Source organism: Anabaena azotica SJ-1 (assembly GCF_047275885.1).
Lineage (GTDB): Bacteria > Cyanobacteriota > Cyanobacteriia > Cyanobacteriales > Nostocaceae > Trichormus_B > Trichormus_B azotica_A.
This window is the reverse complement of record NZ_CP178454.1, coordinates 5927168-5952198: the sequence shown is the minus strand read 5'-3', so window position 1 is coordinate 5952198 and position 25031 is coordinate 5927168. Positions and strand designations below refer to the sequence as shown.

The 25031-nt window shown below is 35.4% G+C and carries 27 protein-coding genes; 6 read left to right on the top strand and 21 right to left on the bottom strand.

What is annotated here, in order from left to right; translation table 11 throughout:
* Positions 1-136: 136 nt before the first annotated feature.
* The 10 genes from ACLLO5_RS25735 to cobU form a co-directional block, all read right to left on the bottom strand.
* Entirely contained in the window at positions 137-1081 is a 945-nt protein-coding gene (locus tag ACLLO5_RS25735; RefSeq protein ID WP_413173311.1) for a ribonuclease Z, read from the bottom strand.
* Between the two features lie 125 nt (positions 1082-1206).
* On the bottom strand, positions 1207-2118 hold the full coding sequence (locus tag ACLLO5_RS25730) for a sensor histidine kinase (protein ID WP_413173310.1): 912 nt from the start codon (positions 2116-2118) through the stop codon (positions 1207-1209).
* A gap of 45 nt (positions 2119-2163) precedes the next feature.
* Positions 2164-2841, bottom strand: coding sequence for a response regulator (locus tag ACLLO5_RS25725; RefSeq protein WP_413173309.1), 678 nt, complete (start codon positions 2839-2841; stop codon positions 2164-2166).
* A 193-nt stretch (positions 2842-3034) separates the two neighbouring features.
* Positions 3035-3676: a hypothetical protein gene (locus ACLLO5_RS25720; protein WP_413173308.1), complete on the bottom strand. Its 642-nt coding sequence runs from the start codon at positions 3674-3676 to the stop codon at positions 3035-3037.
* Between the two features lie 260 nt (positions 3677-3936).
* Positions 3937-5328 carry an HlyD family secretion protein gene (locus ACLLO5_RS25715; protein WP_413173307.1) on the bottom strand — a complete coding sequence of 464 codons (1392 nt, stop codon included), beginning with the start codon at positions 5326-5328 and terminating at the stop codon, positions 3937-3939.
* Between the two features lie 23 nt (positions 5329-5351).
* Positions 5352-7502: a peptidase domain-containing ABC transporter gene (locus ACLLO5_RS25710; protein ID WP_413173306.1), complete on the bottom strand. Its 2151-nt coding sequence runs from the start codon at positions 7500-7502 to the stop codon at positions 5352-5354.
* A 143-nt stretch (positions 7503-7645) separates the two neighbouring features.
* Complete coding sequence (locus tag ACLLO5_RS25705; protein ID WP_413173305.1) at positions 7646-7957, bottom strand: CTB family bacteriocin; 312 nt, start codon at positions 7955-7957, stop codon at positions 7646-7648.
* Between the two features lie 280 nt (positions 7958-8237).
* Positions 8238-8492, bottom strand: coding sequence for a hypothetical protein (locus tag ACLLO5_RS25700; protein WP_413173304.1), 255 nt, complete (start codon positions 8490-8492; stop codon positions 8238-8240).
* A gap of 420 nt (positions 8493-8912) precedes the next feature.
* On the bottom strand, positions 8913-9362 hold the full coding sequence (locus tag ACLLO5_RS25695; protein WP_413173303.1) for a hypothetical protein: 450 nt from the start codon (positions 9360-9362) through the stop codon (positions 8913-8915).
* A 56-nt stretch (positions 9363-9418) separates the two neighbouring features.
* The gene (gene cobU / locus ACLLO5_RS25690; RefSeq protein WP_413173302.1) at positions 9419-9967 is read right to left on the bottom strand and encodes a bifunctional adenosylcobinamide kinase/adenosylcobinamide-phosphate guanylyltransferase; all 549 of its coding nucleotides are present in this window, start codon (positions 9965-9967) and stop codon (positions 9419-9421) included.
* Between the two features lie 160 nt (positions 9968-10127).
* On the opposite strand from cobU, the gene ACLLO5_RS25685 reads away from it, so the two are divergent.
* From ACLLO5_RS25685 to hpsU, 4 genes are all read left to right on the top strand, one after another.
* Positions 10128-10934: a hypothetical protein gene (locus ACLLO5_RS25685; protein ID WP_413173301.1), complete on the top strand. Its 807-nt coding sequence runs from the start codon at positions 10128-10130 to the stop codon at positions 10932-10934.
* A gap of 267 nt (positions 10935-11201) precedes the next feature.
* Positions 11202-12134, top strand: a complete 933-nt coding sequence (locus ACLLO5_RS25680; protein WP_413173300.1) for a glycosyltransferase — start codon at positions 11202-11204, stop codon at positions 12132-12134.
* Between the two features lie 19 nt (positions 12135-12153).
* Positions 12154-13095, top strand: coding sequence for a glycosyltransferase family 2 protein (locus ACLLO5_RS25675; RefSeq protein WP_413173299.1), 942 nt, complete (start codon positions 12154-12156; stop codon positions 13093-13095).
* A gap of 97 nt (positions 13096-13192) precedes the next feature.
* Positions 13193-13762: a hormogonium polysaccharide biosynthesis acetyltransferase HpsU gene (gene hpsU / locus ACLLO5_RS25670; protein ID WP_413173298.1), complete on the top strand. Its 570-nt coding sequence runs from the start codon at positions 13193-13195 to the stop codon at positions 13760-13762.
* 162 nt (positions 13763-13924) lie between these two features.
* Here hpsU and ACLLO5_RS25665 read toward each other — a convergent pair whose 3' ends face one another.
* From ACLLO5_RS25665 to ACLLO5_RS25650, 4 genes are all read right to left on the bottom strand, one after another.
* The gene (locus ACLLO5_RS25665) at positions 13925-14164 is read right to left on the bottom strand and encodes a hypothetical protein (protein ID WP_413173297.1); all 240 of its coding nucleotides are present in this window, start codon (positions 14162-14164) and stop codon (positions 13925-13927) included.
* A gap of 119 nt (positions 14165-14283) precedes the next feature.
* Positions 14284-14928, bottom strand: a complete 645-nt coding sequence (locus ACLLO5_RS25660) for a GUN4 domain-containing protein (RefSeq protein ID WP_413173296.1) — start codon at positions 14926-14928, stop codon at positions 14284-14286.
* 226 nt (positions 14929-15154) lie between these two features.
* Entirely contained in the window at positions 15155-15397 is a 243-nt protein-coding gene (locus tag ACLLO5_RS25655; protein WP_413173295.1) for a type II toxin-antitoxin system VapC family toxin, read from the bottom strand.
* 180 nt (positions 15398-15577) lie between these two features.
* On the bottom strand, positions 15578-15826 hold the full coding sequence (locus ACLLO5_RS25650) for a hypothetical protein (RefSeq protein WP_413173294.1): 249 nt from the start codon (positions 15824-15826) through the stop codon (positions 15578-15580).
* A gap of 211 nt (positions 15827-16037) precedes the next feature.
* Between ACLLO5_RS25650 and ACLLO5_RS25645 the strand changes: the two genes are divergently transcribed.
* Entirely contained in the window at positions 16038-16295 is a 258-nt protein-coding gene (locus tag ACLLO5_RS25645; RefSeq protein WP_413173293.1) for an AbrB/MazE/SpoVT family DNA-binding domain-containing protein, read from the top strand.
* The gene (locus tag ACLLO5_RS25640) at positions 16283-16687 is read left to right on the top strand and encodes a type II toxin-antitoxin system VapC family toxin (protein ID WP_413173292.1); all 405 of its coding nucleotides are present in this window, start codon (positions 16283-16285) and stop codon (positions 16685-16687) included. Before ACLLO5_RS25645 ends, ACLLO5_RS25640 begins: the two co-directional genes overlap by 13 nt.
* 79 nt (positions 16688-16766) lie before the next feature.
* On the opposite strand, the gene ACLLO5_RS25635 is transcribed toward ACLLO5_RS25640, so the two are convergent.
* The 7 genes from ACLLO5_RS25635 to acnB all read right to left on the bottom strand — a co-directional run bounded on the left by ACLLO5_RS25635 (position 16767) and on the right by acnB (position 24774).
* Entirely contained in the window at positions 16767-17099 is a 333-nt protein-coding gene (locus tag ACLLO5_RS25635; RefSeq protein WP_413173291.1) for a type II toxin-antitoxin system VapC family toxin, read from the bottom strand.
* Positions 17100-17360, bottom strand: a complete 261-nt coding sequence (locus tag ACLLO5_RS25630; RefSeq protein ID WP_413173290.1) for a hypothetical protein — start codon at positions 17358-17360, stop codon at positions 17100-17102.
* Between the two features lie 33 nt (positions 17361-17393).
* On the bottom strand, positions 17394-17591 hold the full coding sequence (locus ACLLO5_RS25625; RefSeq protein WP_413173289.1) for a type II toxin-antitoxin system Phd/YefM family antitoxin: 198 nt from the start codon (positions 17589-17591) through the stop codon (positions 17394-17396).
* A gap of 482 nt (positions 17592-18073) precedes the next feature.
* On the bottom strand, positions 18074-19207 hold the full coding sequence (locus tag ACLLO5_RS25620; RefSeq protein ID WP_413172683.1) for an ISAs1 family transposase: 1134 nt from the start codon (positions 19205-19207) through the stop codon (positions 18074-18076).
* Between the two features lie 318 nt (positions 19208-19525).
* The gene (locus ACLLO5_RS25615) at positions 19526-20782 is read right to left on the bottom strand and encodes a hypothetical protein (protein ID WP_413173288.1); all 1257 of its coding nucleotides are present in this window, start codon (positions 20780-20782) and stop codon (positions 19526-19528) included.
* Positions 20783-20939: 157 nt separating this feature from the next.
* The gene (locus tag ACLLO5_RS25610; RefSeq protein ID WP_413173287.1) at positions 20940-21839 is read right to left on the bottom strand and encodes a hypothetical protein; all 900 of its coding nucleotides are present in this window, start codon (positions 21837-21839) and stop codon (positions 20940-20942) included.
* A 304-nt stretch (positions 21840-22143) separates the two neighbouring features.
* Positions 22144-24774 carry a bifunctional aconitate hydratase 2/2-methylisocitrate dehydratase gene (acnB, locus tag ACLLO5_RS25605; protein WP_413173286.1) on the bottom strand — a complete coding sequence of 877 codons (2631 nt, stop codon included), beginning with the start codon at positions 24772-24774 and terminating at the stop codon, positions 22144-22146.
* Between the last annotated feature and the right edge of the window lie 257 nt (positions 24775-25031).

Below are 25031 nucleotides of genomic sequence, written 5' to 3'. Positions count from 1 at the left end.
GTGATTGGGTAGCGATCGCTCTCCCAGTTGCGTAAGTCCTGAATACTTAATCAATAATGATAAGGTTTATTTATGACTATAGAAATTGAAAATGACACCGCTGTGAGAAACTAGGAACAAGATAAAACATTATGGATTATGACTTACTTTCCCGTCTTCTCGGTATGTCATAAACCATAAAATCACTAGCCATCATAGTTTTAGGAAAAATAGCGCGAGCTTCCCGAAGTAAATCTTTTAACTCGATCGCATTACCCGGAGTATAGCGGGGACTAAAATGAGTCATAATCAGTTGATTCACCCCGGCTGCATAAGCTGTTTGTGCCGCCATTGTGCTTGTAGAATGCAATCTTTGAAAAGCCATATCAGCATCCTGATGAGCAAATGTAGCCTCATGAATCAATACATCAGCATCCTGTGCTAACTGCACTGCACCATCACAATAAACAGTATCTGTACAATAGGCAAACTTGCGACCAATTTCCGTAGGACCACATAATTCACTACCATCAATCACTCTTCCATCTTCCAGAGTGACCGTTTCACCACGTTTGAGTTGACCATAAACTGGACCTGAAGGAATTTGCAAAGCTTTTGCTTGTTCCACATCAAAGCGTCCAGTGCGATCTTTTTCTTCTACACGATAACCGAAAGCTGTAATGCGGTGATGTAATAGACCACAGCTAACAATAAACTCATCATCTTCGTAAATTACCCCTGGATGGACAGTATGCACCTTAATTGGGTAAGAAAAGTGAGTGTGGGAGTAACGTGATGCAGCTTGCAGATATTCATTTAACCCAGATGGCCCATAAATATCAATTCGATCTACATTACCAGCTAAACCGCAACTGGCCAAAAGCCCCATCAAACCAAAAATGTGATCCCCATGGAGGTGGGTGATAAAAATTCGGGAGAGTTGGCTAATTTTCAGGTCACTCCGCAAAATTTGATGCTGTGTACCTTCACCACAGTCAAACAACCACAGTTCTGCCCGTTGTGGTAATCTCAGTGCGACACTGGAAACATTACGCGATCTTGTAGGTACACCGGAACTCGTCCCTAAAAATGTTATCTGCACAGCGTTTTTTGGCCTTCTTCTAGCTCAGTATAAAGATTTATTTTTTATAGCGACACTGTTATTGAACACAATGCTTTCTAGCAATCAGCCACTAAAGAAGGAGCAAAATGCCAAAATTCAATGATTTATCTATGATAACTCACAAGGCATCCAGGCCAAGATAACTCACAAATAGTTCCTTTAGGAGAAAGGGGAAGCCGTTGAAATTTGCCTTTAATTTGTGTTGCTAAATTTTTAAACTGTTTTGTGCCTCTACCTTCTCTTGATGAGTTAATGCCCAAACCATTATCTATAATACTCAGGGTGTACCAGTCAGCAGATGATGAGCAAGTAACTTCCAGACAGGTTACTCCTGTGGCATATTTACCAACATTACACAAAGCTTCCTCTAGAAATCTGCAAATTCCTCGCTTGTCGTCAATAGTTAAATTTTGTTCATCTATAGGTTCAAAATTCCGAATTTTTACTTTAATGGTTTTAAAACAGGGAAAATCTCGATTTAAAGTATGGCTATAAACTTGATAGAGAATTTCATGTAGGGGTTCTTGTAAATTTACAACTATATTATTTCCTAAATACAGACTTGCTTCTTGAGTGATTGTTTCTTGTAGCCAAAATTCATAAATTCCCTGTAACTCTTGGTTTAATTTTTCCAATTCCGGTTCTAATTCAGGTATTAATTTATTAATTGATGCGTCTTGTTCTCTTACCAATCGCAAAACCCTATCCAGGCTTTGTAATGGTCCATTATGAATTGTTTCAAATATAATTTCTAGCATAACTTGTCTAGCTTTAATCCCTGATTTTACAGCTTGATCATATTGATATAAAGCTGTGATGGCGAGAGCATTTAAAGCTAAAACAAAAATTGCTGAAAATATGGGATTCAAACCACTCCAAGTTAAAAAGATATAACCAGCACTCACTAGGTTAGAAATAGCGATACCAATAACTACTATATTTTTGAGTGAATAGTTATTCAACATCCAGATAGTTTTCCGTCTTTCGGCAATTGCTTGGCAAAATTTAGACTGCATAAGCTATAGCTCCAGTCTGGATAATTAGTTATTTTATATTTATTATTAATCAATCAAGCCTTCTTCTCTAGCTCGCATTTCTGTTTGAATGCGGATATTTTTACCTTCTTCGGGATAAACGTTTAAGGCATCTTGTAGCTTACTCCAATAATGACGTACCATGCGTTCAGATACACACATCTCTTCAGCAATGGTCTTATCTTGTAATCCTTTTTCAAATGCTAGATTTAATACCTTTATCCATTCTGGCTTTACTTCTAATCCTGAGTGAATTCCTTTAATATCTTTTGTATGAGTTAATCCTTTTAATGCCCAATCAACTCTTGCCAACATTTCTTGGCTAGAAAGACTTTTATCAGCAATAGTAAAGCCTCCTTTATGATTATCAATGTCTAAACGAATACGTACCAATGTTCTCACATGGGCGCTTTGGACAACAATATTTAAATTGGGGTATTTTTTCATCAAATTTTTTAACAATTGAATACCGTTGTCAGGTCTTGCTGTGAGTCCATTTTGTTCGGGAATGGAAAGATCCATTACTATCAAATCATGCTGTAAAATACTAATTTCATTAAGAACATTGTCAGCATTTACAGCAGTCAAAACTTCAGCATTAGGATAGTTTTTTTGGAGGATATCAACTGTTCCACTTAAGACTGATTCGTGGTCATCAATTACTAGAATTTTCAGCAATTTTTGGGCTGATAAAACTTGTTTCATATTTAACACTGAATGATGACACAACTAGAAAAATCTTATTTTTATCTAATGTAATTACTTGGCTTATACTCAATTGTATTTATGATAATTTATTCGCGATGAGGTATGTCACCCTTCCTCCGTATTTTTTAATTAATCAATCCTCACTAAGATACTTTATTTTTATGGACAAATATCTGCTCACTAAGAATACTTACCAAGAAAAGTACCAAGCTATTCTCAAATTTCTAATCTTGTAAAAGCATTTACCAGAAATTAAAAACTGAACACTATCACTCAGGTATTTTAATTCGGGGAGATTGGAGTAAAACATCATAGTAGATATATCAGGATAGGTAATATGCACGCTTAATTCTCCTGTTTGTTCTTTTTCTTTTAAACTGATATGAATTGAAATAGCTGTAGAAAATTTTGGCAAAGTAATTGTCAGTAATTCTTCTAAAGCCCTTAAAATAATGAAACTACATTCGACAGGTTCATTGCGCCATGAGACTGGCATATCAATGTGGAAATATACATGGGGATTAGATACTAACCAAGGGTCTAATAAGGACTGAATTGAAAGTGGTAAGCTATCTTGAATATACACTGGACACAAGCGATCACTCAATTGAACTAAAGAGTGATGAAAATGGTCGATTTTTTGGATGTATTCTAAAATTTTATTAATTGATAAATTCAGCTTATCTATTTTTAATACATCTAAGCTGCGACGGATTGTAAAAGACTCTTGTAATAAACTATCCCGGATTTTTTCAGCTTCCAGGAAAAGTTTTATTGATTGTCTATAAGACCACCACTGTAATGCTTGTTGAATTCTTTGTTCGTAGGTCATAAACTTAAGAATTTTTATGACTTGAATTTAAGTAATGAGTATTTAGGTGAATCTGCTATAGCAGAGAATAGTAAACAGAGTTGAAAATCTTTTGGTGTATAGCTTTGTAGGTAAATTTTGTACTATATTTAAGTACATACTGCTATAGTAATAAGAGAGATCACAAAACACTTGTTCTTCTCACCTTCTGGAGAAAATTACTGAAGTGCAAACCAAATTACATCCATTTGCATTTTTAATTTTAACTGAACTCAAGGGACTTATAAATCAGTAATCAACCTTGCTTTTCTGAGCATAAATTTCAGTGCGGTTTCTTCTCTAGAAATAATATCAGCTTTTACTTGCATTCCTGATTGGATATAACATTGATGATTACTATTACCAAATAGAAGATTTTCTGGTTGAATAGTTGCTTCAAAATAACTACTATATGTTGCTATAGCCGTATTACTTTGGTTTGTAATTACATCAGGAGAAATAGTTTTAACAACTCCTTTAAGTGTACCATAATCAGGATATGGACAGGCATTAATACGCAAATTCACTTTTTGACCAATTGCAATTTTATTAACTTCATCTGTAGGAATTATAGCTTTAATAACCAGAGAAGCATTATTAGGAACAATCTCTGCAATAGATTCACTAGCACGTACTACTTGACCAGGATTACGTAAATTGAGTTTCAATATAATACCGTTACTAGTGGCAAGAATAGTGCTTTTTCTAAGCTGATTTTCTATTTGCTTTAGTTCTTTTTGAGACTGTTGTATCTGTGTTTGTAATTGCAATCTGCGCTCGATCAATGCTTGTTTTTCCTTGTTTAAACTAGCAATATTGGCTTGTCCTTTAGCTCTTTCTTGAGCAATACGTTCTTTTGCTATCATTACCATTGCTGTAGTTGGATTTACAGCAGATTTAGCCGATTCTACTTTAATTTTAGCGATTTCAAAAGATTTTTGTTCTGCTTCTAGTCTTAATTGTGACTGCTTGACAACCAATTGTTTCTGCTCAAATTCTCGTCTACCAATTGCACCAATTTGTGATAATTGCTCATATCGATCTCGATCCATTTTGGCAAATTCTAAATCAGTTTGGGCTTTTTGTAAATCCGTCTTGGCTTTTTGCAAATTTGCTGTAGCTGTCTGAAATTCTCCTTGGGTATTAATTTGCAATTCTTGATATTCTCTTTGGTTACGTAATAAATCCGCTTTTGCAGAAGCAATTAATTTTTCTATAACTTCTTTTTCTGCCAAGGTCTGACTATTTAAAATTCGGATTTGGGCATCAATTTGAATTACTTGCAAGTTACCTTTGTGGATATTATCTTGGATCTGGCTTTTTTTAATCATCAATTGCTCAGTATCAAGACTAGCAATGGCATCTCCCATTTTTACAACTTGATTTTCTTTTACCAAGATATCTTTAATTGTTCCTTCCATTTCCGGTTGTACCACTCGAATTTCTCCTGTAGGACGCACAGTAGCTTCAGCTTTGACGATGACATTATATTTAGCCCATGAAGACAGGGTAATCCCAACAGCAACAGTTCCGACCAGAAACATTCCTGCTAATGATGTCCAACGACTAATAGGAGGAAGAAATTCATCATTTTCTACTGAAGAGATTATTTTTTGATTATGAGTGTAGAGCATACTTACCTGATAATTCTTAATAATTAGGGAATTAAAAAATCTAAATGTTCTCCTGATTTGGTTTTTAAATCCTCTAATGTGCCTTGGATTTTTAATCTTCCTTGCTCTAGCAAAACAATCCAATCAGCACGATTAATGACCTTGGGACGATGAGAAATCAAAATTGTTGTTTGACCCCGACGATGTTTAAATAATTGCTCCAAAACTTGCGCTTCACTGACAGGATCAAGTCCACCTGTAGATTCATCTAAAATCAAAATTGGTGGCTCTGTAACAATCGCTCTGGCTATTGCTAATCTTTGACGTTGACCACCGGAAAGATTTGCACCAAATTCACCTAAAATAGTTTGATATTTTTCTGGCAGTTTACTGATAAATTCATCAGCACCAGAAATTTGACAAGCTCTCACAATTTGCTCAAATGTAACGTAAGGCGCTCCTAAACGGAAATTTTCCACAATAGAACGACTCCAAAAATGAGCGTCTTGAGGAACAAGCACTACCTGTTGACGTAGACATTCTAAAGACAGGTCTTGGTGGTTATAAAGTCCAATTTGAATATTTCCAGATTGGAGTTGATATAACCCTGCTATTAATTTAGCAAGGGTACTTTTACCACATCCAGATTTACCAATTAAGGCAACAACTTGACCACCAGGAATTGTTAGTGAAAAATCTTCTAATAGGTCAATTCTACCTGCATAGTGAAAGTTAATGTTTGTACAAATTATGTCAGCATTATCAAGAATTTTTACAAAAGGCTTTTTTCCATCTCCTTCATTTTCTGGAGTAGTATCAATAACTTCTGTTAATCTTTGTGTCGCAGTTTTGGCACGAGTAAATTCTTCAACAAAACTGATAACTGTACCAATTAAACCCAAGAAGTTACCGTTCATGGAGTTAAAGGCCATTAGTTTACCAATGCTGAGGTTTTCTGTTGGATTAATCACTAAATAGCCACCAAACCACAGTAAAACAACGCCTCCAATACCAGCAACAAACCCAGAAAATGTATTATTAATGATGCCAATTTGGATTGTGCGAAATGTGAGAGTAGCAAGACGACCAAAACGGCTTTCTAATTCATCCCAAAACTGTGGTGCTGCTGTGGTTGTTTTCAGGGTTAATGCACCTTTAAAGGTTTCAACTAAAACGCCTTGTGTTTCGGCTTCTTGAACTAAAAGTTCACGAGTTTTTTGTTGTAAAGTTGGCTGGAAGACAATAGTGGATAAAGTCATTAGTACCGAAATTGATAAAGCAACTGCGGTCAGTTTCCAGCTATAGAAAATCATGAATCCCAGAGAAATCAGCGCAATAAAAAATCGGCTAGGTAAACTGACTACTAATTGAGCAACTAGTTGATTAATCTGCTCAATATCTTGCAATCTGCTAACGATTTCACCACTGCGTCTAGCTTCGTAATAACTAAGAGGTAAGCGTAAAACTTGCCGACCAAAATCCAAAACTAACCCTAATTGTAAGCGTTGAGCAAAGTGAGCAATTAAGTTAGATTGTACAAATGAAAGGCTATTAGAAACAAAATTCATGACTACTACAGAAATTGCTACAGTAGTGAGTAATTTTGTGTCACCTCTCACCAGCACATCATCTGTGAGAATTTGTAGCAAGAAGGGAGAAGCTAAAGATAGCAAACCCAAGACTAAATTTAGGGGTAACGCTTGGGCTAAAATAGCGCGATAAATCCAAACTCGTTTGAAGAAACGCCAAAATCCTCCAATTTTATCACTTTCTTGTTCAAAAAAGCGGATGGGGTCTGGTTCTAGTAAGAGGATTAACCAATCTTTCCAACCATCAATTAAATCTTTTTTAGAAAGATGACGAACCCCGACTGCGGGATCTGCAATCAGATAATTTTTGCCTTTTTTACCGTATAAAACAACCCAATGATTACCCTTCCAATGAATAATTGCTGGTAAGGGTGCTTCGTTCATGCGGTCTAGAACTTCTGGTGAGGTTTTGACTGGATTTGCTTTAAAACCAAGTGTTTCTGCTCCTCTTCTTAGTCCTAATAATGTGGTTCCATTTTGTCCTGTTCCGACGGCTTCACGAATGCGGTTGAGGGTAAATGTATGACCGTAATATTTAGCAATTGCAGCTAAACAAGCTGCACCACAGTCTTCTTCACTGTGCTGTTTAACAAATTGGAGTTTCATAAGTTAAGCACCCTAGATAGTTGCAAATATAAGTTGAAGGTGCTAGTAGGTTATTTATTGTGAGAATGAATAATTACTTTTAAATCAAACCACATTGACTATGATCTCCTGAGTGATTATCTGGCTTGATAACTTAATTTTTTTTAATAGAATAGCCTATATAATAAATTGAATAAGCTATTTAAACTTCTATTTCTTCTTCGTCTGCGATTTCCACCGAAAAAAGATGAATCCATACCGATGATTAGTTCTGTAGATGTATATGCGCTTTCTTGGCTGATAGAAGTATTGTCACTAGTTCCTAAAAAAGATATTTGATTTCTAGATAGAGATGTGATTTTTGTTAGTTGTAATAAAAAAGGATATTGTGAATATCCTCCTGATACAATTTCTTGTTGTTGATCTGATAATTCAACGAAGAGGTTAGGATTTTTAAAATCGATATAGTCTGACATACTAATTGATTTTGATTCGCTTTCGGTGATTTAAAATTGACTGCTGATTGTCAGATATTAACAATCAACAGTCCTGATTGAAATTAATAAATGATGCCTGATTTTTAATTTACTCCTATGATGTCAACAAAAGGTATATAGGAGATGTTTTTCGGTTTTTCTTCCTATAGATTAAGCTAACCATCAATTCGAGTTAGAGAAAATCTATGGCATCAAATATTAGTTAATTCAAATTACTCGATTCATGGTATACCAAAGCGTGTAATTTTATTTTTGGCTTTTAAATAAACCACGCTGCAACCTTAGAGTATTGTGAGCTTTTTCTCAATTTCAGGAGAGAACCAATCTTTAATGTTGAGCCATGACGACCATTGGAAGCAGACAAATCTTCTATTTTGAGTAACTTGGTGGAATCATTTTCATATTTAGAATTGTATCCTGCACCACCAAAGCCATCATCATCATCATCATGACCAAAACCACCAGCTACGATTTCTTGCTGTTCAATGGATACTGCGGTAAATAAGTTAGACATGATAGAAATCTCCTTGATCTTGATTTGAGTTATTGCTTGGAGTTGATTTGTTTTTGCGTGCTGCTCAACCCCTCGCTTGTTAATAGAATATCTAGGACTAATGCTTGAAGTCATGCTCTATTTCTGTAAACTTAATTTCCAGATTTAGAAATCCTTATTTCCGAAAAATACACGCGCTAATTACAAGTATTGGAGAGAGGTATTTACAGCAGAATTCAGGAGTCAGGAGTTGGGAATGAACGCCGCTTGATGTTCGATAGCGCAGTGTACTGTAAACAACAATATCCCCAACCTCAGAGAGAAATCGGGGATATGAGAGTGAATGATTTTTATAAATCCAATAGGATTGGTATATTAATATATAAAGAAACATTAAAAGTAAGGATTTAACAACTTATTTTTTATATAACTAAAAAGTTGTTAAACCTCTGAGGGAATATTTTCTATTAAACGATCGCTCCGTTCACCGCAGGCATTACAAATTTCTGTCAATTGTTCTAGACTATTAACTGGGCTACGTGGTGCTGGTAGTTCTGTATTCGGCCATGTTGGTAAGCTATTACAAGGACAAAACAAAGCTGGCATTCCCACACTACGTATAGGTACTGGCATAGCACAACGTCCACAAGGAAGCATCTCCCAAGCTGGTGTTAGCAGTTCGGCTATGGTTTCGTGAGTACCTTCTAGATAACAGTCACGAATTTCTAAGGAGATAATTTGCTCCCAGCACTCTTCAAATTCTGGGCTATAGCGATCGCCATTGAGGACTGAGCTAGGTAAGAAGCTTTGGTCACTATGACCTACTATCACTTTTTTCCCTAACTGAAACCAATGAGCGAGATATTTTTTAACTTCTTGTTTGTTTGCCATATCATGATTTTACTAGCTAATTCAGAAATTTTATCTAATAAATCTTTAATTTTGAATTAAGACTTGGCAGGTGGTAAGGGAAAACCCAGAATACTGAGGTTGAGAACATGACCACCAGTAACCAAGTAAACCGTTTCACAGATTGCACCTAACTGACGGACTAAAGTACCAAGGCGATCGCGAAATGTTCTACCCATAGGATAAGCTGGAACTACACCCCAACCAGTTTCTTCGGCAACGAATAGCAAATCTGCCTCAACTAACGGTATTACCTCTAACAACTCTCTCAAGGTGGTTTCCCAACTTAAATCATCTTGCTCTATAAAATTAGCTACCCAAGTTCCCAAAGAATCAATCAAAATACAGGTGTTAGGCTTGACATCTGTTAAGGCAGCAGTAAGTTTTACAGGTATATTCAGAGTTACCCAATCTTGAGGACGGCGTTCTTTGTGTTTTTGAATGCGTTGTTGCCACTCTTGATCACGTAAATTTTCAGTAGCTGTTGCTATATAAATAACTGGTTTTTCCGATTCAATAGCTAGATTTTCAGCCCATTCGCTTTTACCTGAACGTGCTGGGCCTGTTATTAATATAACTCTACTCATAATTCTATCAGACTCCTCGTTTCTTTTAGGGTGCGTCAGACTGGATATACAATAATAAAGAGAAGTTTCCGTTTCTTAATTCTGTCAATAATTTGCACTTTTAAACACACTTCCAATACAAATTATTCAATACCACCAACACAAGCTTCAGGATCTCTCTATGAAACCAGGCTTAAAACGCATTGAGGCAACTCTACATGATTTGGGGATACGCACTACTGACTTGTCATCCGAAACAGGTGATGGGACAAAACGCCCCTTCTCCTTTAGGATTAGCGTTGGATCTAACAAGTCTAGAGAAAGTAAAGCAACTTCAGATGATGAAGGCATAAATACAGATTATAACAGTATAAATGCGGAAATTCCCTTAGATTCACAGCCAGATTTATTTCCCAAACATAATTCCGTACAAACTTTTCCTACTGAGGAGAATGGAGGGAAAACGCCCAGCTTGCCTAAGTTTAAAACCCCAAGCTTTAGTAATCATCGGCACGGAGCAAATCCAGCATTTGCCATGAATTTATTGCAAGACATTCAAGAAACTGTGGGAGGTTGGCAAGCAGAATTACAAGTAATTATCCAGCAAATTCAGGATATTTATTTAGAAGGTCCAGTTATTAATGGTTGGTTAGAATCCAATCCGCAAGAATCCGAACCAGGGGGAACAGCTACACTACGTCACGCGGAAGTTGAACGGCTGATGGATTACGTAGAAGAAATTTGTGAACCTGGGGATAAAGTATCTTATCATTCCTCTCGTACTGACTACCGCCTGTGTGGAATTGATGCTGCTGGCAAAGTCTGGTCACGTCAATGTCCAGTCGAACAAGTGCCAAATGTGAGTATGGCTATTGCCCGTTACCAAAAATTACGTCAACTGTTTGGGCGCAAACAATATCTGGAAACTCGTTTAAGCCAACTAGCGGAAACACTTGTAGCTTTGCATAGTCATATACAACAAGTATGAAGTTGTAGTAAAGTGTGCAATAATTTTTCGTAAAAATTGTCAGTACCACACTGTATATGTAAAAATTTGGTTCATATATCAGTAATTATAGGGTAAATTGACAGGCAAAGAGCAACCAAAAAATTCCATATTTTAAACTAGAACTCAAAAGTTCTGATAGCGGTATGCACTTGAATGAGGTACAAAATTTATCTAACAAGCCTGACATCAAAAAGCTTTTAACCCTGTTCTCTATTCCCTGTTCCCTGCTATATACCAATCAAGACAATGCCAGATATCCAAATCTCTGCCATCATTTGTACTCACAATCGAGATACCTACTTAGGTGCAGCAATTGATAGTCTATTAGCACAGGAGTTTACAGATAACTTTGAAATTGTGGTAGTGGATAATGGATCTGGCGATCGCACTCGTGAAGTTGTAGAACAAAGATCCAGCCATCCCCACCTCAAGTATATATTTGAACCCACCCTTGGCTTATCCGTAGCTCGCAACACAGGGGCTAAAAATGCCAATGCGGAAATTCTGGCTTATTTAGATGATGATGCCGTAGCTAGTCCCCAATGGTTACAAGTATTGTATTCTGCATATCAAGATCATTCTAAATTAGCGATCGCCGGAGGCAAAGTTACCCTGATATGGCCTCCAGACATCAAACCACCAAAATGGCTATCTCCCGGACTAGCTGCCAACTTGGGAGCCTACGACTTAGGAGACAACATCCTCTACATTCAACAGCCAGGTTCAACCCCAAGAGGCTTAAATTACTCCATCAGACGCAGTTTTCTAGAAGAAATAGGAGGTTTTGATCCGCAGTTAGGACGAGTCGGCAAAAACCTATTATCCAACGAAGAATTGCAAATGACCGAATTTGCCCTTCAGCGTGGCTGGCAAGTCGCTTATCTTCCCCAAGCCTTAGTAGGTCACAACGTCGCCCCAGAACGCCTAAAACCCTCCTGGTTCTTAAATCGGGGTTGGTGGCAAGGTATCAGTGAATGCTATCGAGAACAACTCGCTGGTAAAGCCGGTATTAGCCAACTACAACGAGGTAGCGAAAAATTTGTACGTGGCTTATATAAATCGTTACAATATATTACTGATCCAGCCGAAAGATTTGATAAACTAGTCTATGCTTATGGTCAGATTGGTTATTTAAACGCAGCAATTCACGGACTACTGTTTAAAGAAAACAAAAAATAACTTAAATTAACAGCTTATTATGACATCTAAAATACCAGTTTCCGTACTTATTCCTGCCAAAAACGAACAAGCAAACCTACCTGCTTGTTTAACAAGTTTACAACCAGCCGACGAAATTTTTATCGTCGATTCCCAAAGCACTGATAAAAGCATAGAAATTGCTGAAAGTTACGGTGCTAAAGTCGTACAATTTAAATTTAATGGCAGTTGGCCAAAAAAGAAAAATTGGTCATTAGAAAATCTACCTTTTCGTAATGAATGGGTACTAATAGTTGATTGTGATGAACGCATTACACCTGAATCTTGGACTGAAATTGCCGAAGTAATTCAAAACGGAGAATGCAACGGTTATTATATTAATCGCCGTGTATTTTTCTTAGGGAAATGGATTCGTCATGGAGGTAAATATCCTGATTGGAATCTGCGGTTATTTAAACATCAAAAAGGCCGTTACGAAAACCTCAGCACCGAAGACATTCCCAACACAGGCGATAACGAAGTTCACGAACACGTTATCTTGGAAGGAAAAGTTGGGTATCTCAAACATGATATGCTCCACGAAGACTTTCGGGATTTATATCATTGGTTAGAAAGACATAACCGCTATTCTAATTGGGAAGCCCGTGTTTATTTAAATTTGCTCACAGGTAAAGATAACAGTGCCACTATTGGCGCAAATTTATTTGGTGATGCAGTACAACGCAAACGCTTCTTAAAAACCCTGTGGGTACGCTTACCATTTAAACCATTTTTAAGATTTATTTTGTTCTACATTATTCAGCGTGGTTTTTTAGATGGCAAAGCCGGATATATTTACGGTCGCTTATTAAGTCAATATGAATATCAAATAGGAGTCAAACTATATGAATTACGGAATTTAGGTGGAACTTTAAACGTTGAAAAAATCCCTGCTTCCACACCCAAAATTGTAAATCAAGAAGTTGAAAAAACAGCAATATAACAGGAGTCAGGAGGAGGCAGTGCGGTCTTGGGGTTTCCCCAAGTGGAGCAACTGCCGTTCAGGAGTCAGAAAAAAGATAAATATTTACCAATTACCAATGATAGATGAAAAACCTTATGTAGATTTACGAAAATATGACCAATCCCGTTTTGATCGCGGTCGTCCAGGTTGGTATACTTTGTTATGGTGGTTAGTGCAGGCGATCGCATTCCCCCTCACTCTCCACCCGCTAAATAATCTCCGTTGTGCCTTACTGAGGCTGTTTGGAGCTAAAATTGGCAAAGGCGTAGTAATTCGACCCACAGCCCGTTTTACCTATCCTTGGAAAGTTACCATCGGTAACTACAGTTGGATTGGTGATGACGTAGTATTTTACAGCTTGGATCAGATTCACATTGGCGAACAGTGTATAGTTTCCCAAAAAAGTTACCTGTGTACAGGTAGTCATGACATCCAAGATCCAGCCTTTGGTTTGAAAACAGCAAGTATTACCATCGGTAACGGTGCATGGGTAGCAACAGATTGTTTTATCGCTCCAGGAGTGGAAATTGGCGCTAATGCCGTCATAGGTGCGCGTAGCAGCGTATTTACCAATATGCCACCAGGTCAAGTTTGCTGGGGGAGTCCCTGTCGTCCCCAATATCCGAGAGTCACATCAATTAAGTAATGGATTAAGTCTATTTTTCCAAATATAAGTAGTCGTGCAAAATAAATTTCATAGTTAGGAGAGGGAACAGGGAACAGGGAACAGGTAAGGAATACAGACATTTTTGTTTTCCATCAATATGTGTAATTAAGGGGGAAGAGTTAAATACTATTTTCATCATGCTTACCAGTTTTTTTCTATAGCGATATCTTCACTGGTAAGATATGAAAAATCTATTCCCATTAATTCTAAAACTTTCAAAAATATTTCTGTATCCATTTCCATGATTTCGGCTGCTTTATGTAAACTAATCAACCGAGATGTTAAAGCACCGAGTACAAATATAAATGTTTCTTTTTGTTCTATACTCTGGAATAATTGCACTTGAGAGGCAATTTCTTGAAAAGTTATTTGGTGATTCATTGCTCTGGATAATTTTAAAGAGATGGGGTTTACTTTGATAATTATATCAACTGGTAAAGCGATCGCACTCTCATTATCCTAATACACAAAGCGATTGCTTTCAACACTCTTTCGAGGTACTAATCTACTCGAATTAGTCGTTCTCCTAGCAATTTTTTCCATGTTTCTAAATCAGCAATTCCAGTTCTTTCAAGATTTTGATTTCCTTGAAAAAGCCGGACGGCATTTTTAGTGCGAAAGTTGAAATGTCCATCAATCGAACCACCATAACAATTTTTTTCTTTTAGTAAAGTTTGAAGTTCACAAACTTTCCTTCCTTCATTTCCTTCTTTGATTTCTTGACAATCTTTAATTAGCTTTACTAAAGCTTCCCACCAACCAGGTATAAGTTCTTGACATATACCATGATGATTGAAAATTAGTGGTAAATGTCCTGGAGGTGCAGTCATAGAATAGTTTAGTTGATCAAAAGATTCAATCTCTTGTCCATCAATTCTCCAACCAACTCTATTTATAAAAGCCGGAAAATTATGATTTACTTTATCCCATATTTGCAGTTGCTTACTTAAACCAAAGTGTCCGTCACTGTAATCTGTCCACAGACGATCAATGATAAATAGGTCACTACATTTAATATAATTATGTAATTGATCAGCCCACACATGATCGAATACACAAATAATTTCTTCATTTGCTTTCTGCCAATCTTTCGCTTCTAGGGCAATTTTTAAATCTTTGTAACTGAAATCTACTGGTATCCACATATACTTTTGCGTTGAGTATTTTAGTGTAAAATAATCTATCATTCGCGATCGCACCTGAATCATACCTAAAATGGCGATCGATCTCTCATCCTACTTACATTCATTAAACAAGCGATTGGGTAATGAGATGACTAATATAGATAGATACGAATGTATGTTTAAATGGTAAGGCGATACTTTCAGTAAGCTATGAGATCGCTCTCACAAGCTATACCCAATTTAACTGTTAATCTTTAAACAAGATGAGAAAACCCTCTTGTGTAAAATGTTTATCATGAGTCAAGATTTCCATGATATTGAGCTTTTTCATTGTCACCATAGAAATACAGTCTGTTAAACTATATCCTTTATCAAATCGTTGTTGAAATAACTCTAAACCTGCTATAAATGATGCATGGGTTTGAGCAATTACTTGAATATTATGATCTGCAATAATTTTAACTACTAGATGAGAAACTGCTGCTCTCATTGGTGTAGGAAAAGAAGCAAAAAATTTATAGTTTCTGTTAAAATTTACTCTGTAGTAATAATCTCAATATTTGAGAGATTGCCGCTATAATTTCTTACACGCTGATTCCATGAATCACTTTTATTAATTAATGCTACCCAATAAAATGTATCTGCAAAAACGCTTTTCATTATCTATTGTCTATTCTTGGATAAGATTTTGTTGATAAAGATAGTAATCATGTTTTACTGCACCATCAAGAGGAAGTGTTTCTAAGACTTCTTGAGGAATATCTTTGATGATATCATCAGCTACTTCCCAAATAGGTTTATATTCAGTTGGTTGGGAGTTGCTTTTTTCTTTAACAGCACGAATGTAATTAAGTATTTGGGTTAGTTCAACTTCTGGTATTTGCTGTAGTTCTTGTATAATTAATTCTTTAGTTTGCATAGATTTATGGTAGTTTAAGGGGTGAGTAATATTATTTTAGCAAGGGTTTGGCTTGTTTTTCAACTGTAAGGGTAATAAGCGAACTGACAAGTCATCGCTTGCGCGATCGCACTCACAAAACCATACCCAAATAGCGGTTGGGTAATGAGATGTCTATAGATATAAACGTATGTTAAAATTGGATTACCATCAACAGTGGAACGTTATTTAAATGGAAATTACTAAACTATCAAGTCAAGGTCAAGTTACTATTCCCCAAGTTTTAAGAGATCAGTATCATTGGCAAGATGGCCAAGAATTAATAATCATTAATGTGGGAGATGGAATTTTATTAAAGCCTAAAAAAACTTTTCCAGAAACAAAATTAGATGATGTTGCTGGTTGTTTGAACTATCAAGGAAAAGCCAAAACTATTCAAGAAATGGATCAAGCAATAGCGCAAGGAATAGAAGAATTATGGCATCAATGATTGCTGTTGATACTAATATTATTATTAGATTGCTTACTAAAGATGATGAAATACAGTATCAACAAAGTTTAGCATTATTCAAAAGTAAAAATATTTTTATTCCTGATACTGTCATCTTAGAAACTGAATGGGTGTTGCGGTTTGCTTACAAATTAAAACCATTGGAAATTTGTCAAGCTTTGAGAAATATTTTTGGTTTACCTAATGTTTATTTAACTAATGAAAAGTTAATTTTACAAGTTATTGAATGGCATGAAAAAGGTGTAGATTTTGCAGATGCTTTTCATTTAGCTTCCAGTAATCATTGTTTAGAGTTCTATACTTTTGATGAAAAATTTATTAAAAAGTCTCAAAATTTATCTAACTCAACAGTCAAAAAACCTGATTTGTAAATTGGTATATTTGTTTATTGCTTCTTTAACCATCCTTCCAAATTAGAAACCTTACTAAAATACATAATTCCCACACTGGTTAAAACTTGCTGAATATTCGCTTTACCAAACTCCTAGTTAAATCATAAACTAATGCTGTTTCTGCAATAATAGCATCTCCTAAAGACATTTTTTTAATCTGTTTTAGTTTTACTCCTTGCTCAATTACCGCTTGAGAAATTGGTAAGATTTGAGAAGCATTAAAAAACTCCTCAAAATAGGTTTTATCCTCATCATTTAGCTGATGATACCCCAATACTTCGAGATAAGAAAGAGCAGATACATAAGGAGAATTTTCATCGATAAAATCCCTTAAAAACTCATTTTCTAGTTGTGCTGCATAGATAATAATGTTGCTATCAAGTAACATCATTTAATCACGATTAGGAAGAGAGCGATCTTGACGAATTTCTTGTTGCCATTTCTGCGGATCAATTTCAGTAAAAATATTCTTTTTTGAGATTTTCCTTAACGCTTCTGCCATTTTTTGACCATTCGATTTGTTTTTAGCTGTTGCTGTGTCTTCTAATAAAGTAATATGCACCTTTATTGAACTATCTAATTCTATTTCAGGAGTTTCATCAACCCATTGAATAGAATTGTTTTTCAAAATAGCGTTAAAAGTTTTTAACATGATTTTGTTCACCTATTAAATAATTGACAACCATCAAGATAATAACATCTTTTTTACTTCGGCTAAAGATACTGAAAGACTATCTTTCTCTTCTTCCTTAGCATCCCGCAAATCCCTTAAATCTTCCAAATCTTCTAACAATTCCTTAATTTTTAAAAATTCCTCATAAGGTAAAACTGCAAATTGCTTTTGACCATTTTTTGTTAAAAACTCAGGATGTAATTCAATCATTTATCAATCCTTAAAAATACTATCAAAAATTTCTCGTTTTACTCTAAAATTAACCTCTCTAATTTGTTTGTACAATATATCTAAATCTGAAATAATAATTTTACCATCTACCTGTAGTTTACGAATTACTGCTAAAGTTCCTTTAACATTTAATCCTAATCTTATTGCTTCTTTTCTAGCCGCAAAGTCATCTAAAATAACAGGGGAAACGCATCTAAATTATATTGACAAAATGTCATATTAGTGTATCTAGACAGAGAAAAACATAATAATGGAATTGAAATGCTGATTAAGTCCTTTATTAATATCCTAAGATTTTAATAAATTTAGAGTAATTAGTTATTTTCAATAATGAGTTAATTTTGTTCATTTCTATATATTAATTGTCTGAATATCTAGATTTTTGACATCACAAATCTAGATTCTTTTGAGAATCTGGTGAGAATAAATTATTTATGTTTATCTAAATATTCTGATTTTTATCAGATACATTCTAAAATCTTCTCTAAATATTCATTATCCCATCCTGCACAAATCTGCTTATTTTTAATTCCTAGTTTTTGGCTTTTTTCTTTTCTTACTGCATTTACTGCTATATGACGTAGAACGGCAAAATTTTGTGGTGCATTATCCTTTCTTATTCTACAATCATCTTCTCTCAACGCTACATCCAAGACCCAATGTAATGAGTTTTCTATACCCCAATGGCTTCTCACTGATTCTCCTAATAATTTCGCATTATCTGTCAAACTACTAATATAATAACGGGTTTCAACTTTTGTTTTTCCATTGACTTTTCGTATATATTCTACCATTCCTACACTTTGAAGGTTTATCCATTTTTTGCCTGTATCTATTCTTTCTTGAATGTCTGATAACATCAGATAATGACGTATTTCTTCTCTTCCATGTTCGTCTTGCTTTGTATGAAAATCACTACATTTGAATCCCTCAAACCCTTTGGTTATAGCCTCTTTGAAAATTTCTTCTACGTTTTTATATAAATTACCTTGATTCTTTTTTAGTGCAATAACATATTCACCTGATTTATCTACAATTGATTTTACTATCTCTTTTTGACACCCCATTGCATCAATTGTTACTATACATCCGGCTATATCTAATACTTTGATTAATTCTGGTATTGCTGTTATTTCATTTGATTTTTCATCTACCTTACATTGTCCTAATACTAGACGATTAGTGGTTGCCCATGCACTCACCATGTGAATAGCACCTTTATCCTTTCCTTTATCATATGAATGCCTTAACGTTTTACCGTCTATTGCTATTACTTCTCCCTGGGTAATTTTATTTATTGATTTTATCCAACTCAAAAAACTATTCTGTAATTGTTGTGGGTCTATTCTCGCAAATACTCTGGCAAATGTATCATGGGAGGGAATTCCATTTGGTAGTTCTAAAAATTGTTTTAGCCATTTTTCTTTCTTTTTTCCATAAGTCTCCATCAATACCCAACTATCTGCTCCACATATTACTGCACAAATCGCAATGGTGACTATATCAATTAATTTATGCTTTTTTGTCCGTTCAACTCTTTTATCTTCTAAATCTTTAAAGTGATCTACTATTGTGATTTTTGGTGATAGCTTCATTTTCGGGTTTTTTCTCTTTGAATTAAAAAGAGAATACCACTTCACCCCATTTTATTGATTCTTCTATAAACGAAATTTACCATCAAATTTTTTCATATGTGTTTATTGACTTGATACCAACTTACTAGTGTTACCCTTTTTTTGTATTCACATAAGTTACATTTTGTCAAAATAAATTAGATGCGTTTCCCCTGGTTAATGGATTAAGTCTATTTTTACAATTATATCAAATGGTAAAGCAATATTGACCTCTCCCCCTTTCCTAACAGGAAAGGGGGTTGGGGGGTTAAGTCGGTATGTTTTAGAATAATTACAATTCTAAATTGTTAAAGGTTTTCTACAATGTTCCAGAACTTTTCTAGCTATAAATTGAACTAATTCAATATCATGCCCTAATTTTTGAGCTTCTTTTGAGAATGGTAGAATAAATTTTGGTTCATCACTGGAATCTAAGTTTTTGGTATGAACTATTTTACAACGTATATCATAGATACGAATTGCTGTATCATTTACAATATCACTTTGTTTCCTTATTGGGCTTGGTTTAGTCGTGATATCCTTCCATTTATCATAATTTCTAAAAAACTTTAGTCGGGATTCTTCTTCAAAAAATGATTTTATATCTTCAGGTTGTACACAATTTTTTATTGTTGCTTTTAACGAAGTTATCTCATTAGTATCATCATTATTTTTAAATCTAGGAAAATAGAACTCAATAACTTGGTAGTAAGCCAAATATTGTAAAATTGGCATCCTTGGTGCTGTATTTGCATACCAGTACAAAGACGTAGGTTCTGTATCATACTCATGTGTAGGGAAGTTAAGCTCAACAGGTTGAATTTCATTAGATGAATTTCGTTTTCGTATGATAGAAGGAATAATACTATAATCTTGATTTTCTCTAGGTGCAAGATATATTGGTAATACTGTTTGAATATTTAATTGAAATAGTAATGAATTACCAATTTTTTCCAGTATTGCTAATGCATCTTCATGTGATGAAATATTTACATTTTCTATACGGATAGTTGTTAATTTAAGTTGTAATGATTCAGGTGTTTGATTTATCTTCCAAGAAGATAAACCTTCTAAAATAGAAAAGTATTTTTCAGATAAACCAAGTGATAATTTTACATCGGAATATTGATTTTTTGAAATAAAAATCCTATCACTATTTACTGTCTCTTGGATTTGTGAAGATTGATTTATAGGATCATTATATGATGCTTCTAAGATTCCCAATTGTTTAATTACTTGTGTATAGATTGAAGAATGTCCTTTGCTACCTGCATATTCAAGCATAGCTTCAATATAGTGATCTTGAATTGAATAATAACCATGATATTTACTGATTGCGTAAATGGTTTCAAAATCAATATCAAGTAGCATCTCGGCTTCTTCAACATTCTTTATAAAAATATTTATTTTATCTTTTTTAGTTTGTGCTTCAGGTTGTAAATTCACTTGAATCCACGGTTGGTATATCATTTGTAAAACTTCAGTTTTAATATTTGCTTTTTTACAGCGTTCTAAAATCTCACAGAATGGGAATTTATTCTCTGATTGTGTAGTCATATTCAATATAGAGAAAGTAACAATATAAAGTATAATTATAAAAACTTCACCCAACAAGATTAGGGGCTTTTACTTATTAAAATTTAACTAAAATTTAATATTTACCTTGTCTTAGTAACTATACTTACAAAAATATCCTCAATGTTACCTCTATTTGTCACCTTGATCGATCTTGATATTGAATTTTCTTTGTGATATTTTTCCTGGTTAGCATCTTAACTTCTTCTGAGAGATTTTGATAAATATCTGGAAATCGATCAATTTTAGAATCATATTTTAACCAAATTTCTAACTTTGGATCAATCCATTGAATTACTCTGTAAATATCTTGATATCTTTGCTCTATATCATAGTATTCCCAGATTATTGGTTCATGATGGAATATTCTATTGCGTAATTTTTGTATTCTTTTGAGAATAGGTTCAATAATACGAATATTATGTTCAGAATTTTTGGCATTAGAAAATATAGTTTTGACACAAGGCTTAAATACATTTTCTAGATATTTGGGTTTAGTTAGAATTGCTATCCAAAAGCCCAAGCTTAAATTTGCAATAATTTGATCTCTGTTTTCTGCAATTTTAAAAAATTCTATATCTCTAAATTTATATTTTTCATTTTGGTTCTTTATCACATCTTGTAGCGAAAAAATAATTTTTTCTTCTTCTTGTTCTAATAAGATTGTTGAAGAATTACTGGGAATAATAATATTTAGATTTCCTTTTTTTTCTAGTTTATATATAGATTCACTAAAAAAATTGGTGCTACAAATAAACCAATTCGATTGATACTTACCAGTTAAATTTATATCTATGCGATTGCGAAGAGCTATTTCTAAAGTATGCAAACTAGGATATAAAGATTCACAATATATCATATTAATTTGGTAAAGTTGCATGGCTTTTTTAAGATTTTCATGTTCTGTTTTATCTGATTGAAATACAGCTTTAAAATATTTCTCTAATCTTGCGTTGGAAAAAGATTTCTGAAAAAAATCAAGATTATCCAGGTTAGGTTTTGGTAAATTAGGACGAGTAAGAGCAAGTTTGTTAATCATTGTTGATAATAAAGTTGACAAAACAAAGATGAATAGATTAGAATATACTGTGTAGATTCTATGGTGTTCCTCTCCTTGCTTTAAAATTGATGGCAAGTGAAGACCCTAGAGTAAAATATAGTACATATTGGATTTCATTTTTTAATTACCAAAAAAGTACCTCTACTGAGGTTCTAAGTCAGCTTGACTTAATTGCAAACCTCCCTATTTAGGGAGGTAAAAATTTTTAAAACTTAATAAAGTGACCATCTTGAGGAATGCAAACGCTCAATTAGGTGAGCCATCAAGACTCACCCCAATTACATTATACCAAAGCCGCTTGTTCCTCCTTACTAATCACCCTACCTTCATCCTCAAAACCAACTATTTGATCAAAGTTCAAATAACGATACAAATTATCAGCAAAAGGATGAATTCTCTCCGCCACAATATCCAAATATTCCTGCACATTAGGAAGCCTTCCTAACAACGCACAAACTGCTGCTAATTCTGCCGAACCTAAATACACTTGTGCGCCTTTTCCCATGCGATTATTGAAGTTACGAGTCGAGGTAGAAAACACCGTGGTGTTATCATCAACTCGCGCCTGATTTCCCATACACAAACTGCATCCGGGAATCTCGGTTCTGGCATTTGCAGCTACGAAAACATCATAAACACCTTCTGTTTTTAGTTGATGTTCATCCATGCGAGTTGGAGGCGCTATCCACAACCGAGCATTTACTTTACCTGCACCTTCTAAAACCTTCGCAGTTGCCCGATAATGTCCGATATTTGTCATACAAGAACCAACAAATACTTCTTGTACAGGATCATTAGCAACTTCTGATAATAACTTAACATTATCTGGGTCATTGGGAGCAGCTACAATTGGTTCTTTGATTTGGCTTAAATCAATTTCAATTATTTCTGCATATTCGGCATCTGTGTCGGCAGATAATAGCACAGGATTTGCTAACCATTCTTCCATTTTCGCTACTCGGCGCATAATGGTTCGCTCATCATGATAACCTCGTGCTACCATGTTTTTTAACAGGGCAATATTGGAACGCAAATATTCCGCAATTGTTTCTTCGCTTAACTTAATTGTACAACCAGCACAAGAACGTTCTGCGGAAGCGTCGGTTAATTCAAAAGCTTGTTCTACTTTCAAATTTGGTAAACCTTCAATTTCCAAAATCTTGCCAGAGAAGATGTTTTTCTTGTTCTGCTTCTCTACTGTTAACAAACCTTTTTGCATGGCTACATAAGGAATTGCATTCACTACATCTCGCAAAGTAATTCCTGGTTGCAATTCTCCTTTAAATCTTACCAAAACTGATTCTGGCATATCCAAAGGCATGACACCCAATGCACCAGCAAACGCAACTAAACCAGAACCGGCGGGGAAGGATATTCCCAAGGGGAAGCGAGTATGTGAGTCTCCACCTGTTCCCACTGTGTCGGGTAATAACATCCGGTTTAACCAGGAGTGAATGATACCATCACCAGGACGTAAAGCTACACCACCACGTTGGGCGAAAAAGTCGGGTAGTTCTTGGTGGGTTTTGATGTCCACTGGTTTGGGATATGCGGCTGTGTGACAGAAGCTTTGCATTACTAAGTCTGCACTGAAACCGAGACAAGCGAGTTCTTTTAATTCGTCGCGGGTCATGGGGCCTGTGGTGTCCTGAGAACCGACTGTAGTCATGATTGGTTCGCAAGATGTCCCTGGACGTACTCCTGGTAAACCGCAAGCTTTTCCGACCATTTTCTGCGCCAATGTGAAGCCTTTTCCGGTGTCGGCTGGGGCTTGGGGACGGATAAATAAGTTGCTGGGTTCTAAACCTAATGCTTGACGGGTTTTGTCGGTGAGGGTACGTCCAATTAATAAGGGGATACGTCCACCAGCGCGAACTTCGTCTAAAATGGTGTCGGGTTTGAGGCTGAAGGTGGAAATTACTTCTCCTGCGGTGTTGGTAACTTCGCCTTTGTAGGGGTAAATGGTGATTACGTCACCGGTTTCCATTTGGGTGACATCGCATTGTATGGGTAATGCACCAGCATCTTCGGCTGTGTTAAAAAAGATAGGAGCGATCGCACTTCCTAATATATATCCCCCAGCCCTTTTATTGGGAACAAAGGGTATATCATTGCCCAAATGCCATAATACAGAATTGATTGCAGATTTGCGAGATGAACCTGTACCCACCACATCACCAACGTAAGCAACAGGATGTCCTTTTTTCTTCAACTCGACAATTGTTTCTAAACTTCCCGGTTGACGGGTTTCTAACATCGCTAAAGCGTGAAGGGGAATATCAGGACGAGTAGTAGCGTGAGTTGCGGGTGATAAGTCGTCTGTGTTGGTTTCCCCTGGAACTTTGAAAACCGTAACGGTGATACTTTCGGGAAGTGTGGGACGTACAGTAAACCATTCTGCTTCTGCCCAAGAGTCTACCACCCTTTTAGCATAGGGGTTGGTTTTTGATAATTCCAAAACATCATGAAACGCATCATAAACTAACAGAATTTTGCTGAGTGCGTTAGCTGCATAAGCGGCTATTGGTTCTTTTCCTTGTCCCCCCATAACTAGGGGTGTTTCTGAAGAGTCGGATACAGATACAGTAGCAACTTGCAGTAAATCAATTAAAGATTGTACGTTATAACCGCCTACCATTGTTCCCAGCAATTCCACTGCATCTACAGGTGAAACTAAGGGACTGGTAATTTCTCCTTTAGCAATAGCAGTGAGAAACCCAGCTTTCACATAAGCTGCTTGGTCTACTCCAGGAGGAATGCGATCGCGTAATAAATTTAATAATACCTCTTCTTCGCCTTTAGGTGGATTTTTCAGTAATTCACATAATGCTGATGTTTGTACTGCATCTAATGGTAAGGGGGGAATACCTAATTGGGCGCGTTCTTGGGTGTGTTGACGATATTCTTGTAGCATGGTTTCTACTGTTCTCCTCTAATGTTTTGCTTTCTTTATTTTATTGTAAAGGAATTGTTACAGGAGTTACGAATGGACGGAATTGATTATCAAGAACGGAGTCGCATTTTCATATCTTGCAATTCCTACCTACTGCTTGTCAAAAGTATTATTTATTATCTTAGTTTCTCTCTCTAGTTTTACGATTTTATCGGTGATATTTTTTATAACTGATTGCATACCTTAAATTAAATGTTGTTGTTGAAATAGCTTTTAAA